General features: G+C 55.0%; 12 protein-coding genes. 6 read left to right on the top strand and 6 right to left on the bottom strand.

Annotated features, from left to right (window positions below; all coding sequences use genetic code 11):
• Positions 1 to 12: 12 nt before the first annotated feature.
• On the bottom strand, positions 13 to 1,098 hold the full coding sequence (gene aroC / locus FIV00_RS23370) for a chorismate synthase (RefSeq protein ID WP_152503010.1): 1,086 nt from the start codon (positions 1,096 to 1,098) through the stop codon (positions 13 to 15).
• Between the two features lie 296 nt (positions 1,099 to 1,394).
• On the opposite strand from aroC, the gene FIV00_RS23375 reads away from it, so the two are divergent.
• Positions 1,395 to 3,671 (top strand): bifunctional diguanylate cyclase/phosphodiesterase, encoded by a 2,277-nt coding sequence (locus FIV00_RS23375; protein WP_152503011.1) that lies wholly within the window; start codon positions 1,395 to 1,397, stop codon positions 3,669 to 3,671.
• 6 nt (positions 3,672 to 3,677) lie between these two features.
• Here FIV00_RS23375 and FIV00_RS23380 read toward each other — a convergent pair whose 3' ends face one another.
• The 3 genes from FIV00_RS23380 to fabI all read right to left on the bottom strand — a co-directional run bounded on the left by FIV00_RS23380 (position 3,678) and on the right by fabI (position 6,594).
• Positions 3,678 to 4,847: a DUF3095 family protein gene (locus FIV00_RS23380; protein ID WP_209006675.1), complete on the bottom strand. Its 1,170-nt coding sequence runs from the start codon at positions 4,845 to 4,847 to the stop codon at positions 3,678 to 3,680.
• Positions 4,848 to 5,045: 198 nt separating this feature from the next.
• Positions 5,046 to 5,690, bottom strand: a complete 645-nt coding sequence (locus FIV00_RS23385) for a histidine phosphatase family protein (protein ID WP_152503012.1) — start codon at positions 5,688 to 5,690, stop codon at positions 5,046 to 5,048.
• A gap of 85 nt (positions 5,691 to 5,775) precedes the next feature.
• The gene (gene fabI, locus FIV00_RS23390; RefSeq protein ID WP_152503013.1) at positions 5,776 to 6,594 is read right to left on the bottom strand and encodes an enoyl-ACP reductase FabI; all 819 of its coding nucleotides are present in this window, start codon (positions 6,592 to 6,594) and stop codon (positions 5,776 to 5,778) included.
• 170 nt (positions 6,595 to 6,764) lie between these two features.
• Between fabI and FIV00_RS23395 the strand changes: the two genes are divergently transcribed.
• The 4 genes from FIV00_RS23395 (at position 6,765) to FIV00_RS23410 (ending at position 13,391) form a co-directional block, all read left to right on the top strand.
• A complete protein-coding gene (locus tag FIV00_RS23395; RefSeq protein WP_152503014.1) occupies positions 6,765 to 8,177 on the top strand; it encodes an FAD-binding oxidoreductase in 1,413 nt (470 codons plus the stop codon).
• Between the two features lie 1,022 nt (positions 8,178 to 9,199).
• Positions 9,200 to 10,660 (top strand): chromosomal replication initiator protein DnaA, encoded by a 1,461-nt coding sequence (gene dnaA, locus FIV00_RS23400; protein WP_209006676.1) that lies wholly within the window; start codon positions 9,200 to 9,202, stop codon positions 10,658 to 10,660.
• A 332-nt stretch (positions 10,661 to 10,992) separates the two neighbouring features.
• Positions 10,993 to 11,424, top strand: coding sequence for a glyoxalase superfamily protein (locus FIV00_RS23405; RefSeq protein ID WP_152503016.1), 432 nt, complete (start codon positions 10,993 to 10,995; stop codon positions 11,422 to 11,424).
• A gap of 200 nt (positions 11,425 to 11,624) precedes the next feature.
• Entirely contained in the window at positions 11,625 to 13,391 is a 1,767-nt protein-coding gene (locus FIV00_RS23410; RefSeq protein WP_173006120.1) for a caspase family protein, read from the top strand.
• Positions 13,392 to 13,402: 11 nt separating this feature from the next.
• Here FIV00_RS23410 and FIV00_RS23415 read toward each other — a convergent pair whose 3' ends face one another.
• Together FIV00_RS23415 and FIV00_RS23420 are read right to left on the bottom strand one after the other, a co-directional pair.
• On the bottom strand, positions 13,403 to 14,260 hold the full coding sequence (locus FIV00_RS23415; protein WP_152503018.1) for a methyltransferase: 858 nt from the start codon (positions 14,258 to 14,260) through the stop codon (positions 13,403 to 13,405).
• Between the two features lie 60 nt (positions 14,261 to 14,320).
• Positions 14,321 to 15,073 carry an SOS response-associated peptidase gene (locus FIV00_RS23420; RefSeq protein ID WP_152503019.1) on the bottom strand — a complete coding sequence of 251 codons (753 nt, stop codon included), beginning with the start codon at positions 15,071 to 15,073 and terminating at the stop codon, positions 14,321 to 14,323.
• Between the two features lie 146 nt (positions 15,074 to 15,219).
• Here FIV00_RS23420 and FIV00_RS23425 point away from each other — a divergent pair, with 146 nt between their 5' ends.
• Positions 15,220 to 15,711, top strand: a complete 492-nt coding sequence (locus FIV00_RS23425) for a hypothetical protein (protein WP_152503020.1) — start codon at positions 15,220 to 15,222, stop codon at positions 15,709 to 15,711.
• Position 15,712 lies beyond the last annotated feature (1 nt).

Raw genomic sequence — 15,712 nt, forward strand, 5'->3', positions numbered from 1 at the left:
CCAGCCAACAAGTCAGCCGACCTGGCCCCGGTGCCGCAGGAAGTGGTCCGCCAAAACGCACGCCATCATGGCCTCTCCGACCGGAACTGCACGAATGCCAACACAGGGGTCGTGACGGCCCTTGGTCATCACGTCAACCTCTTCACCCTGCCGGGTGATCGACTTGCGTTCTGTCAGGATGGACGATGTCGGCTTTACGGCAAACCGGACAACCAGGGGGTCACCGTTGGAGATCCCTCCCAGCACACCGCCAGCATTGTTGGTCAGGAAGACCGGTTGCCCGACGTCATTGACCCGGATTTCGTCAGCATTCTCTTCCCCTGTCAAAGTAGCCGCATCAAAACCATTGCCGACCTCGACACCCTTGACTGCATTGATCGACATCATCGCAGCCGTAAGATCAGTGTCGAGTTTTCCGTAGATAGGCGCTCCCCATCCAACAGGAACACCTTCGGCGACCACTTCAATTACGGCACCGACCGAGGACCCCGCTTTTCGAACTCCGTCAAGATAGTCGGCCCAAAATGCAGCCGCCTGCTTGTCGGGCGCGAAAAATGCATTGTTTGCGATTTCCGCCCAATCCCAATTGTTGCGGTCAACCTTGTGTGGACCAACCTGGACCAAGGCACCTCGAATGGTAACGCCCTGTAAAACTTTCCTCGCAACCGCTCCCGCTGCAACCCGCATGGCGGTCTCGCGAGCAGAAGAACGGCCGCCGCCGCGATAATCACGGATCCCGTATTTTGCGTCATACGTGAAGTCAGCATGTCCGGGTCGGAAACGGTCCTTGATTTCCGAATAGTCCTTTGACCGTTGATCCGTGTTTTGGACCATCAAGGAGATCGGCGTTCCGGTTGTCTTCTGCACACCGTCCTCATCGACCATGACACCGGAGAGAATTTTGACTTCATCAGGCTCACGTCGCTGGGTAGTGAAACGGGACTGGCCAGGCTTGCGCTGATCCATATATCCTTGAATGTCGATTTCAGTGAGCGGGACAAGCGGCGGACAACCGTCAATCACGCAGCCGATTGCCGGTCCATGGCTTTCGCCCCACGTAGTGACACGGAATAGGTGGCCAAAACTGTTATGCGACATGGTAAGTATCCGGAAATATCAGGAAAATCGTCAGGCGCTGAGCGATACGCCATCAGAGGATCAAGCTCAAGCCCATCGCCCGAGACAACAGGCGATTTCGCGCTATTGCCACTGGCTGCTTCAAAATCGATTGAAAACGGATAGCTGCCCGCAAGTCACCTAGTGTTCCATTGCGGTTCTCAATCTATGGTTTACTGCCATTTGATTGCACAGGAAAAAAATCTATACCAGATTTGCCAATCCTTAAGGCTCTATCGGTATTACTTTGGGAACTGGGGCTAATATGAGACACAGAAGTGCGCATTCGGGGTTGGCTAACAGGTTTGATGGTTTTTCTGCTGGCGCCCTGCCTGCTGTTCGCCTCGCTGTGGTTCAAAAACAAATTTGAAAACGTCGAAGCCATTGATCAAAGTCTGCGCGGACTGCATCTCATTCAAGCGCTTGGCCCGCTTGTGCAAGAAAAATCCGTCACTGGCTCTCTCGGCAAAGTTCCCCCGAACCTCAGGCAAGAACTGATCGATTTCGGCGGCGAAAACCTTGCTGACCCTCTTACAAGCCAACTCGATATTTTCCTCAACGAACCCGATGTGAAGACATCTCTCGGGTACGCACAGGAACTGAGTGTGAGTATTTCCCGCGTTGCAATGCTCGACATGTCGGTATCCTACGAGGCTTCGACGCTCCCAAACCTGGTCAACAACCTGCTTTTTTCGGTGATCATCGAGTCTTCCAAGATGACCGACGATGCCCGCAGACTGTTCACACGCAAGAAGGTCAACGTCTGGGAGAAGATGTTGATCACCGTACAGGGTGGGAAATTCAAGGCTGCCGCTGATACAGCCTCACAAATCACGGCAAACTTCATCGACAAGCTGGAGGGACCGGGTTCTGCGGCGCTGCAAAGCAAGACGCAACTTTTCCGGCAGGCTAATTTCGCCTTCCAATCGGAAGGCAGCAAACTTCTTCGATCAACGATCCTTGCAAAGACCGGCAAGGATGTCGCCGCAGGCCCGATCGCCGAGGTGCATCCGGAACTGATGCTTGCAACACTGGCACTTTGGCAGTCGAGCCTGGACTATCTCAATGGCGATCTGGTCAAGCGACGGACCGAAATGCAGCTCGACGTTCTTCTCGCCGGACTGATCGGCGCGCTTGTGATTGTCGCGGCCTTTGCAATTTCCGTTGCTTTGACAAGGGCACTCGCGGAACGGACCCAACAGGAAATCGAAAGCCTCGGCTATCATGATCCGCTTACCGGCCTGCCAAATCGTCGTGCGCTTCTCAAAAGAATAAAGACACTTCCCGAACCGGCCCCGAATGCGCGATACGGGTTGCTGTTGCTCGATTTGCGGCAATTCAAGAAGGTCAATGATCGTTTCAGTGATCAATGCGGGGATTCGATCCTAAGAAGTGTTGCCGGGCAGCTCGGTGAAATCGCGGACCCGGAAGACTTCCTGAGTCGCACGGGCGGCACGGAATTCCTGCTGTTCAGACCAGAGCTGACGGACGCAGGAAAGTTCAAAGAGTTTGCCGAAGAACTGATTCAGGAAATCCGAAAAGAACGGTTTGTTGCCGATCAGAAGGTCAAGATCGAAGCGAATGTCGGCCTACTTATAAGCCGGCGAGGCGATTGCCTTACAAGCCACACCCTGACAGATGCGGCCCTTGCGTTGAGGTCCGCCAAACAGAAGGGCTACAGTACCTTCGATCTCTTCACGCCGGAAATGCGCGCAGCCTTTGAGGAACACGGCGAAATTGCCAAGGAATTGCTCAAGGCCATCGAAGAAGGCGTCATCCTGCCGTGGTATCAGCCGCAAATCGATATTCACACGGGTGAGATCGTTGGTGCGGAAGCATTGGTTCGCTGGATCGACCACGACGAGGTGCGCTATCCAGGTTCATTTTTGCCTGCAGCAGTCGAAGCCGGCTACATGGAGCTCATCGAAACGACGGTGCGCACCAACGCCCTTCGCCTTGCCGACAATCTCAGTGGCCGAACACAACGGAATTTCCACCTTGGCCTGAATGTATCCGCCAGTCTTCTGGCCAGCGCGGAGGCGGTCGACGCACTCTACAAACAAGTCCGTGACATGGGGCTGGAACCGGCAACCGTCAGCCTTGAGATATTGGAGGCGGTCATGATCGACGAGATCACCGCCGCGCCTATCAAGGAAAACATCGCGCGCCTGTCCGACCTCGGCTTCCACATCGAGCTGGACGATTTCGGTACCGGGCACTCAAGCATTTCAAGCTTGAGGGATCTTAAGGTCGATCGCGTAAAAATCGACCGGAGCTTCATTTCCGGGGTCGATCACAAGCCTGCCCTGCAGAAGTTTACCAGTGCCTTGATAAACCTTGCCAAGAGCCTTGATATCAGCGTCCTGGCAGAAGGTGTCGAAACGGAAGCCGAGCGACAGTGGTTGCTGGAAAACGGCTGCGATGTCATTCAGGGCTTCCTGATTTCCAAGGCCGTCCCAGAAGACGAGCTGGCAACGCTCATCCTCAAACAGAATTTTTCTGTTAAGGCACAGCTGCCCGACCAAAAGTCGATCCGCTCGGTCCGTTCCCGGTAGTCGTTTCTACGGAGCGCTGAGCGCCGCTTCACGCTCCTTGAACTCAGCCGCCGCCATGGAAAATCCGCCATTTGCGCCGTCAATGAAATGGATGTGCTGGCTTTTGCCGATATCCTCGACGAAACAGGTCATCAAAGCAGCATCCGAGACGTGCATGCCAAACACGGCTTCCCTGGCCTTGTAGGCCTTTGCAAGACTGTCCCTGATTGCCGCCAATTGTTCGGCAGTGACATCCAGCACGAGCTGAAGGCTGTCCCCGATCTTGCGATGATCGGAGTTCAGGCTGAGTTCGTTGAAGTATTTCTTCGGATCAAAAGGCCCCACCCGCCTGCCGGTCGCATAGCCATAGACGAAAAACACGCATTCAACGAGTGCCATCGACCATCCCCTGAACGTCTTGCCGGCGGATGTCAGATTGACTTCCAGTTTGAGACCACGAGGTGGAAATCTGAATTTCAGCCGGGGTTCTTCAGCCAGTTTTGTTCTTGCGTCGTCTATCAGTGGATTGAAGCCAATGACACCGGCAACATCGTTCATGATTTCCGGGAGCGATTTGCGTCCGGTTGGTTTGACAATCAATGACACAATGTGCCCGTTCTGTGCAGGAAGCGGTTCCCACCGACAGGACAAACCATCCAAGGGTGGCAGCTGCGTGTTTTCCTGTGATACGGCGAACGGCGCACAAGCGTCAGGATCCTTCAGGATCCGGTCGGCCATTGCCAGACCATCTCCCACAATCATCGCAAGGTGATTGCCTGGGCTCAGTCGGTATTTGCGCAATCGAATGTCGCCCCCGAGCTCCCGGATGTGGGCAACGGGGATCGCAGCTGCACGCAATTCAAGTTCCATGACCTGTCGGGCTAGATCCGCAACCCCTGCCAGCGCTTCCCGACCGGCTGCGACTTCGCTTGCCGGAACAACCAGCATCGCACCATCGCCACCGAAGACAAAAGGGACCCGCTCTCTGCCGACACAATTGAGCACAGCAGCCACGACGGCAGCGCCAACCATGTTGACGTCCTTGTATCGCCCCTCGGCAACAGCATCGCTCGAACGGACGATGTCTGCCGCAAGAACACACCAGTCGTCTGGGACCGGGCGGTAATCCTTCAAATCAGCAACGGTGCTGAAGTCGGAAAAACTCGGCAATTCACTGTAAAAATCATCTGCAGACACGATTTCTGCCCCTGTAACCTTTGGTAGGCTACGTTGCTAAGCGCGTTGCCGATCAGGCGACCGGCCCGGTCTTGGTCAAATATTTGTGTTTCGGCAGTCGAATTTTGAAGAGTGCCTGGACAAGAGTTGCGTTCAAAAGAGCCGTCGGTCCAACCCTGGCTTTGCCCTCTGCAGGATCCTGCCCGCCAGGTCTTGGAGCTAGATTTCTTCAAACGCGCCGCGGCGCCAGACAAAGATCTTGTCTTGAGGGACATCCAGTTTCGGTATCCGCTTGGTGTCCAACCCTTCAAGGTGACCACGCAACACGCGGAACACGCCACCATGTGAGACGACGACTGTCGGGCGGTTGACCGTTTTCAGCCAGGCGCCGATCCGCTCCGAAAGCATTTTGTAGCTTTCGCCATCAGGGGGGACAAATCTCCACTTGTCGGCCCGCCGCTGAAGGATCAAATCCTGCTCTTCGTCGGCCAACTCTTCCAAGGTGAAACCTTCCCACGCACCAAAGGTGATTTCCTTCAGCTGATCATCAAGCCTGTAGGTTTCTGCGTCGAGTTCCAGCGCCTGACGCATCAACTCCATCGTGGCCCTTGTGCGGCCGAGAGGCGAACTAACGAAATCCAGAGACTGGTGACTAATGCCTTCCGCTTCCAGAAAGGATTTCAGGCGAGCGCCATTGCCGGTTGCCTGCCCCTTCCCCGTTGCGTTGAGAGGAATGTCCATATGACCTTGCATACGTCCTTCGAAGTTCCAGTCTGTCTGTCCGTGGCGAACAAAAACCAGAAACTCAGGGTCATGTAGCTTGGGCAGGACGCTCGAAACCGGATTTGGAATGGCGGTTGTCATAAAAGATCCAGAACAAAATTTGGGCTTGGCAGCGGGAAGACCGTGCAAAGAAAAATGGCCGGACTAAGCCGGCCATTGATCCAATTCAGTCTTTTACGACCGATATATCGGGAGCATCCACTGCCTTCATTCCAACGATGTTGTAGCCGCAATCAACGTGCTGGATTTCTCCGGTAACCCCGCGACCGAGGTCGGACAGCAGGAACAGGGCACTATCGCCAACTTCCTCAATTGTCACGGTGCGGCGCAGAGGTGAATTGTACTCATTCCACTTCAGAATATAGCGGAAGTCACCGATACCGGATGCAGCAAGTGTTTTGATCGGACCGGCCGAAATCGCGTTGACACGAATGTTCTGCGGACCAAGATCCATTGCCAGGTATTTGACGCTCGTCTCCAGCGCTGCCTTTGCAACACCCATGACGTTATAGTGTGGCATGACTTTTTCAGCGCCATAATAAGTCAACGTCAGGATCGATCCGCCATCGGCCATCAGCTTCTCTGCTCGCTGTGTCACGGCGACCAGCGAATAGCAGGAAATGTCCATGGTGCGTGCAAAGTTGTCCGAACTCGTCTCGACAAATCGCCCGGTCAGCTCAGCCTTGTCGGAAAAAGCAACGGCATGAACGAGAAAGTCGATTTTACCCCACTTGTCTTCAAGCGTCTTGAAGACTTCGTCGATCGAAGCTGCGTCGGTTACGTCGCAATGTCCGGCAACAATGGCTCCCAACTGATCTGCCAGCGGCTCAACACGCTTCTTCAGGGCATCACCCTGATAGGTGAGAGCCAGCTCCGCGCCAGCATCCGCCAGTGCTTTGGCGATGCCCCAGGCGATTGATTTGTTGTTTGCCACGCCCATGATCAGGCCACGTTTGCCATTCATCAGTCCGCGCGTTTCCGCCATCGTCATCTCCGAAAAGGATTTCATTACCGCCCGAATGGGCTGGCATCCTATGGCACAAGGGATTTCTTCCTTCAAGAGACCCGGCGACGGAATGAGCCGTCGACGGCAGCCCGATCTCACACTATGTTGTCGCGCGAATTTCACTGTCAAACTTAACGAGGAACCCGCGCATGGAGCGTTCCCCCCACGCCGACCGCTTCGCCGAGATTATCGGCGAGGCACATGTTCTGACTGACGCAAGCGACCAAGCCCCCTACCTTACAGAGTGGCGCGATCTCTATCAGGGCGTCACATCAATGGTGCTGCGTCCCGGCTCGACTGAAGAGGTGAGCGCGGTGATGACATATGCCCATCAACATGACTTGAAGGTTGTTCCGCAAGGCGGCAACACAGGTCTGGTCGGTGGACAAATCCCGCAGGAAACCGGGGATGAGATCGTCCTTTCGCTGTCTCGACTGAACAAGGTTCGTGCAGTCGATCCAGTTGGTTTCACCATAATTGTGGAGTCCGGCGTTGTGCTTGAGACGCTGCAAAACGAGGCCGAAAAAGTCGACCGGCTGTTCCCCCTTTCGCTCGGCGCACAGGGCTCCTGCCAGATCGGCGGCAACATTTCCACCAATGCCGGCGGCACCTCCGTATTGGCATATGGCAACACCCGCGACCTCGTTCTCGGGCTCGAAGTTATCCTGCCGACAGGTGAGATTTGGAACGGGCTCCGGACCCTTCGCAAGGACAATACCGGTTATGATTTGAAACAATTATTTATCGGCGGCGAAGGCACCCTGGGGATTATTACCGCGGCTTCCCTGAAGCTTTTTCCAAAGCCCAAGAAGATGGAAGCAGCTTTCGTAGGACTGCCGGACCCTCATGCGGCTCTCAAGCTGTTCACCCTTGCAAAAGCGCAGGCTGGACCCGTCCTGACCGGCTTTGAAATCATGCCTCGCATCGGGGTCGAGTTTTGCCTGAACCACCTGGACGGAGCGCGTGATCCCCTTGAAGGGTCACATGCCTGGTACGTTCTCATGGAACTCTCCAGCGGGTCAGACGCCTTTCCGGTTCGTGATTTGCTTGAAGGCATCTTGGGGGATGCATTCGAAGACGGGCTGGTGGAAGACGCGGCGTTTGCGCAGAACCTCGGCCAGGTCCAGGATTTCTGGCACATCCGGCATGGTATGTCGGAGGTTCAGAAAGCTGAAGGCGGATCAATCAAACACGATGTGTCTGTTCCAGTTGCCTTGATCCCGGACTTCCTGGACAAAGCTGCCGCGGCCGTTGAGGATTTTGTGCCTGGCTGCCGGCCTGTGCCGTTCGGACATATCGGTGATGGCAACATCCATTTCAATGTCAGCCAGCCAGTGGGCGCAGACAAGGCAGCCTATCTGGCGCACTGGGACGACATGAATGCCATCGTTCACGGCATTGTTCAGGACTTTGGCGGCAGCATATCAGCCGAACACGGGATTGGCAGACTGAAGCGGTCGCTGCTGAAGGAAGTGAAAACAGACATCGAGTTGGATCTGATGCAGAGAATTAAGTCGGCATTCGATCCAAAGGGCCTTCTCAATCCCAAACGGGTTCTGTGAAGCCTGGCTGAAGCCAACTCGAATTCGTGTGTCAGCAGCTGCCGGTCTCGCCGGCAGCGGCTTTCAAATTGAACTTCTGTTTCTTTTAAACGAAACAAGATTTGGGCGAATTCATTTTCAGATGGACAGTAGTCAGCTTGAATTACTGAGATTGTCCTTTGGAAAGAGCTCAAAGTGTTGCTCAAGATTTCAGATCGCGACTGAACAAGCACCAACCGTTCAAACCAACAAACGATCAATTGGTAATACTGGCGAGACGCCATAATTATGTGCTCGCCTGGGGATAAGAAATTCCTGCACATGTTCGCAAACAAGAAGCAAAGTTCCTTGTTGGCCGGCACGCAGACATCTGATCCCACTGACGTTTCTGCAAACGGCACTCAAGTCGAGGTTCAACTCGCTTTTCCTTAAAGCGTCTCACCCGGCTGCCGAAATTGTCCCCAGCTTCGTCTGCGCGAGTCGCAACCTCGCGATATGCTGGTTGCAATTTTCGGGTAGCTCGCTTCCTCACACGAAAATCGTCTGGACTGAGCTATCGTTAAAAATCTCTAGCTCATTTGCGCTATTGCTAGATTTTCACTGCTTAAATTCCCGATTTTTGCAAGCAGCTTTTGAAAACTTTGAGAAAAAATCCCGAAAAGTTAATAATTTCCTAAAACTGTCTTTATGCCCAAAGGCATTCTTGAAGATGCAGAAGGAGATCAACTCGATCAGGACTTAATTCAATTTCCTGACGCCAACGTAATGCAAGATTCGCTATGTAAAATTTACATGCGCCGTAATCGTCATCTACAAAAATTACAATATGAAACGTCTATGACCTCATAAGAATAAGCTATTTGTAAACATGGTAAGTAAAAGGTTAATGGTGTTTCATAGGCGTTAATAAGCCACCGGTCAGGAGGCCCAAAAAGGGTCCAAAGACCTAACAAAAGCAACGGGCAGCGAAGGCGGAATATCGCAGCCCATTAGACAGTGCACGGGGGGGAGCAAGATGCACGTTCCCTCAAATGGAGGCCACTATGCAGGTTCAGAACCTAGCAAGCTCGGATCAATGGGATCGTGTAAAGAAGGAATTGAGAAACGAACTGGGAGATGATGTTTTTTCCAATTGGTTCGGACGCGTAAAACACGAAGAGACGACAGGCGACGCAGTTCGACTGTCTGTTCCAACCCGTTTTCTCAAAAGCTGGATCCAAAGCAACTACGAAAAACAACTCGTTGGACTTTGGAAACGCGAACAGGGCGAAATCAACCGCATTGAACTAACCGTTCGCGGCGCGTTGCGCCCCCGGCAGATTAGCAAGACCCCACCAAAAGCTATCACCGCTCGCAGGATCAGTGGTCGTCCGGCCCCATTCAGCAGTACGCCGCAATTCGGCTCGACTGTCGGCACTGCTGCCATCCCCTGTCTGGCGGACACAGGTGAAGACGCTGCAACCGATTTCCTGAGCGGCGCAGCTCTGAACCCGAAACTTACTTTCGACACGTTCGCTGAAGGCGCTTCAAACAGCCTTGCCTGCGCTGCCGTGCGCCAGATGGCTGCGGGCCACGAAGGCACGCTGGACCTTCTCTACATTCATTCAACGACCGGGATCGGCAAAACTCATCTGCTGCAGGCAGCGGCAACCGAGGCGCGAAAAACCGGACGTCAGGTCGCGTATCTGTCTGCAGAGTTCTTCATGTACCATCTGGTACCTGCACTTCGGACCCCGGCCTTCCCAGTGCTCCGTCAGGCCATGAGATCCATCGATCTGCTTCTGGTGGACGACCTTCAGTTTCTCCATGGCAAGCAGGCCCATGGGGAATTCAGCAAGACACTCGAGCTGCTGATGGAATCTCCCTCCCAAATCATCATGGCGTCTGATCGCGCTCCGGAGGATCTCGATACACTGGGGCACGGCCTGCGCCAACGGATCCAGAGGGGCCAGGTTGTCGGCATCCAGTCGACGGACTATGCGTTGCGTCATGACATCTTGAGAAAACGGATCGCCTCTGCGCGGCGGACACATCCCGGCTTCTCCGTTCCAGAGGAGGTTACCGACTATATTGCGCGGTACGTCATCTCTTCTGCACGCGACCTGGAAGGTGCCCTGAACAGACTGTTCGCACATAACCAGTTGACCAAACAGTCCGTAACGATGGAGCTTGCTGAAAAAACCCTGCATGATCTGGTTCGGATAGGCGAGCCGCGCTCAATCAAGGTTGAGGAAATTCAGCAGGTGGTCTGCAAGCATTTCAGTGTCACGAAGGCAGACCTTCTGTCGTCCTGCCGCGCTCGCACGCTGGTGCGTCCACGCCAGATCGCGATGTATATCGCAAAGGTCATGACAGGGCGGTCTTTGCCGGAAATTGGCCGCAGGTTCGGCAATCGCGACCACACGACTGTGTTGCATGCTGTCCGGAAAATTGAAGCCATGGTGAAGGACGACAACGTGCTTGCCCAGGAAGTCGAACTCCTGAAACGTCTGATTCACACCTAACCTGATCCGGGGTCGCACCCGGCAGACTGCGCAATCGGGGCCATCCGATTGCGCACAAACTTCCGGCGGCAGCTAAAGCCTGCCGGTTCATCTAAACCTCCCTCTCCTTAAAGCCGCCATAGCGGCTTTCTTTTTTGGTCATTGACTCAGTCGAAGTCGGCGATTATTGACGGCTCCGGTTTGAGAACACCAGCCGCCCGCGGGCAATTGCCTTTGGTGAAGTTTCTCGCGCGACCCATTCGCGGACATGCATGAGCTTCCACAGGACTGTGCAGGCTGATGGCAATGCGGGCCCCGTCGACATCGCCTGCCTTTCTTGAAAGGTATATCTCATGTCGCCTCCAAGCGTCGCTGACCTGAAAACTCAGGCGAAGCGGTTGCGCATCGCGCTCGCTGCCAAAGGCCAAACCGTTTCCCACAGCCAGGCACTGGAAATCTTGTCCGTGCAACATGGCTACAAGGACTGGAACACCGCCTGCGCGGCACTCTCGAAGCCAAACCCACTTTCCTTTTCCGTGTCGGACCGGGTGACGGGGACATACATGCTTCAGCCCTTTGAAGGCGAAATCCTATCGCTTTCCAAGCTGGGATCGTCGGGGCAATACCGGATCACGCTTCAGTTCGACACACCGGTGGACGTTGTAACATTCGACAGCTTCTCCTCATTCCGCAGCCGCGTTACCTGCGTGATTACGGCAGATGGTGTCGCAGTTAAAAAAACCTCCAATGGTGAACCATATCTGCGACTGAAGACATCAGGCTGACGTCCGATACCAATGCACGGTGCGACATTGCGTTCGCGCAAGGGCCGCACCGTGCCGTCGTCCTTCGTCAGATCGGACCTGAAAACCTGCGTGAGCCATGGCATAGTAACCTTTGAGACAACTTGATGGACTTGGCACACCGACCCGTCGGCAGCGGTGTCTTTGGCCAAATCCGTACCCGTGACCCAAGGACGTCAGACATGACCGAGCAGATCGCCGCTGCCTCGAAGCTGTTTTACCGGCTTCACTTTTTATGCGTCTTGTTCGCGTTGCTGGCGACACCCCTGGTCTCCACCGCCGCTGCTTCTGTCATGCCAGGCGGAAATTCCGGCTGGTTGGTGGTGGCCAGCCGGCCTGATGCAAATTCCGCAATTTCGCTGGCTAGCGGGTTTGCCAACCGCCTTCCGCAAGTCACCGTCTTTCAATCCAACAACGGCTGGTATGCCGTAACGCTAGGCTGGATGAGACAGCCCGCCGGAAATTCTTATAAGGCCCGTCTGGTTTCTACTGGGGTCATTCCTGGCGACAGCTATTTTCACAACGGCCAGCGGTTTCAATTCGCAGTCTGGTCCGCAACCGGCATGACAGGCGGGGCCTCGCAGGCCCTCTTTGCTGCGACAGCACTGCAACAAGGCGCAACGCCCTCGCCAGGGCGACCATCTTCCCAGGCATATGTCAGTGGCCTCGATCCCCGTGGCGACAATTACCTTTCACTGCGCACAGGTCCCGGGACGCGTTATCAGGAAATCGCGCGTATGGCCCCCAATACGCCGCTGACAATCCTGGGTCGCAATGGTTCCTGGCTCAATGTCGCAATGGCAAACGGGCGCAGCGGTTGGGCCTACAGCAAGTACGTAGCCACAGCGCCCTCGTATGCGCCCTCACCGCAACCACCTGTCATTGCGCATCCTCCGGACACATCGCCGACAATTGCAAAACGGTCGATCGCACCTCCTCGCCCTGGCGTTGTCGGCGATTTGAGCGACAGTGGCGACAGCTTTCTATCGCTGCGGACAGGTGCTGGATCCCGTCATACGGAAATTGCGCGCTTACTTGAGGGGACCGAGGTTTCTATGCTTGCCCAGCAGGGCGCCTGGTTCGAAATTGAGCTTTCCAACGGCATGCGAGGCTGGGCACACGGCCGGTATCTTGCAGCTGCCAAGCCTCCCTCGCCCGGAGCTGGGACTCCAGCTATTCCAACCATCGGCCCTGATGCAAAAACACGTCCACCTGCCTCATCCCCGAATTTGCCTGACCTGTCGTCATTGCCCGACGGAAAGCGCGTTGCTCTGGTCATCGGCAATTCGGCCTATGAGAACACAACTCCTTTGCCCAATCCGAAGAATGACGCGGCAGGTCTGACGGCTTCCCTGAAACGGCTTGGCTTTACGGTCATCCTTGGTCTCGACCAAAGCAAGGTCGCCATGGAAAGCACCATCAGATCCTTTGTGCGAAACATTCAGGACGCTGATGTTGCGCTCTTTTTCTATGCCGGCCATGCCATGCAAATGGATGGCAGAAACTTTCTCATCCCAATCGACGCCAAGCTTGAAGACGCAACCGCAGTCGATTTTGAGACAATCGAACTCGGCACAGTCCTGAACTACATGAACGCCCCCGGCCGGCTGTCGATCGCTTTGCTCGACGCCTGTCGGGACAATCCCCTGTCCAGACGATTTCGGACCCTTAGCCGCAGTGCCTCTGTTGGCCGCGGTCTCGCAGCACCCCGTGCGGGCGATGGCAATATCCTGATCGGATTTGCGACCGCCCCTGGTGATGTCGCCCTGGACGGGGAAGGCCAGAACAGCCCATTTACCGAGGCCCTGCTGAAACATATCGAAACGCCGGCGCTGGAAATTGAAATCATGCTCAAGCGCGTCAAGGCCGACGTTTACGCTACCACGCAAGGCTCGCAATCTCCCTGGCACAATTCGGCATTGCGCCGCGAATTCTATTTTTCAAAGTAAAGCGTCACTGCTTAGCACAAACGTGCCATCACGAGATGCCCGGGGACGGGTTCGCCTTCCTCAAGGCGAACCGTAATGGGCTCCATGGCAAGAACATCAAAACCGGCTGCGCCTAGTCCGGCGAGGACGTAAGTTTCGCTTTGGGCAAACCGGTTCTTGGGTCCGACCATATATGGCCGACCCGCCAGCATCTCATCAGGGAGCGTTTCCGTGGAAAATGTCAGGTATCCACGCGTATTCAGCCGGCTTGACGCACCGTTTAGGAACGGTTCGATCGCCCCCAGATACGGCAGCACGTCCGTGGCGGCGATCAGGTCCCAGTGCGGCCTGGAACCCTCCTCATCTTCAAAATCCGTCAGAAACTCAACAGCTTCACCAACATAAAGGTCATCATAGACCTCTCGGTCATAGGCCAATTCTACAATGCGTTCCGACAGATCGACCCCTGTCCGATGATGTGTGCAATCTGCAAGAGAGACACCTGTCAATCCAGTGCCGCAACCGAGGTCAAGCATGCGCTCGAATGGGCCAATTCCCAGACGGTCGATCAGGTCGCGCACCAACAAAGGCACGCAGTACCCCAGTTCATCGACCAGGATCTCATCGAAGACATCCGCGTGCTGATCAAAGAGGGTCGCCACATAGGCGTCAGGCATTTTTTGAGGGGAGTTTTCAGCGCCCATGGCCGCAAGACGTATGGTGACGCCTCCCGTGTCCTGCGGATCTAGCGACAAAGCCAATCGGAAGGCAGCTTCTGCACCAGTCAGATCACCGGATTTTTGAAGCTCGAGACCTTTGTTGTACGCTTCAGCCAGGGCTTCGTTGTCTGCCTCATCGCTTTTTGCCGGCGTGTTGTCATCATCGCTCATCGGAACTCCTTCGAGCCCCTCCCCTACAAGCATCCATTGCGCTTTGCACGGGAAATCTCCTCAAAACAGGTCCAGCTGGCTGTCATCCTTGGCAGGTTTTGACGGCTTGGGTTCTTCGGACCTCCCGGGCGCCAGAACCATCTCGTCTTCGCCGACAGGCCGCTGAACGTCTTCATCGTCATTGACGACCTTGTTCACCCGCGTTGAAACAGGATCAGCGACCAGAAAGTCATCCTCAACCGGAACCAGAAGTTTCTTCGCCTCACGCACATCCACATTGGCCGTATCGAGCCACACATCAAAAACCTCCGGCTTCAGAATGGCGGGCATTCGATGATGAATGCCAGACATCATCCGATTGGATTGCATGGTCAGGATTGCACCGCTGTCCATGTCGCCACCATCGGGGTCTGACCAGGTATCCCAAAGACCTGCAAATGCCATGAGATCGCCTTTGGCAGGGTGGATCCAATAAGGTTGCTTGCCTTCCGGGGTTCTGCGCCATTCATAAAAACCTGACGCCGGGATCAGGCAACGGTGATGCCTCATCGCTGCGCGGAACGAAGGTTTTTCCGCTGCTGTCTCTGCCCTTGCGTTGATCAGCAGCGTAAAGCTTGCGGGATCCTTGACCCAGGACGGTATCAGTCCCCAACGCAAAAGGTGAAACCGACGCTTCCCGAAGTCCTGGCGGACGATCGCCAGTGGTTGAGTTGGTGCAATGTTGTATCGAGGTGGAAAGTTCGGCTGGTCCAAATATTCAAAAAAACTCCGAACGGCGTCCGGCGGCGTAGTGAGGGCAAGTCGGCCGCACATTTTAGGTATCCCCTATCCGGAAGCGGTTCGTGTTCAAAACACGGCGCTACAAGTTGATGCCAAGTTAGGCAATTGGAAACAAAAAAGAAGTAGTCTGAGCATCAAGTCAATAACGGGGGTCGGGTATGGAGTGTTTGGATCCAGTTTTGGGCGCCGGGGAGCTGGCAGCCGAAAGGCTGGAACAGGCGAATATCAATCCCCAGACTGGTTTGGCCACGGACTATCTCAATCATTTCAACGAAGTGATGATGTTGCTGGAAATGCTTCCGGCTATGCCTGATTGCGCCGAAGATGTTCTTGATTGGGAACCCCTGGACTATGAAGGTCATTTCGAAAACTCGACCTTCAAGGACAAGAACCTGGCCATTGCGGCCTATCACGCCGCGCCCAATTACCTGCGTGAGCATCTGGAAGCACAGGTCGCAGACATCAACAACCTGGTGGGTGAAATACAGAGTCAGCTGCGCGAAGCGGCAGACCCTGCCGCTGTTGCCGCAGAAATCGCGGATAGAGCGACCCATGAGATCAAACCTCTGATATCTGTTGCCGGTGCGGTGATCCACGGTCATGTTGAGCCAGAAGCAACCCAACATGAAGGCGACGGTGCTCAGGCGGAAATTGACGCCCTGTTCGCCTGAT

The organism is Labrenzia sp. THAF82, from assembly GCF_009363435.1.
GTDB lineage: Bacteria > Pseudomonadota > Alphaproteobacteria > Rhizobiales > Stappiaceae > Roseibium > Roseibium porphyridii.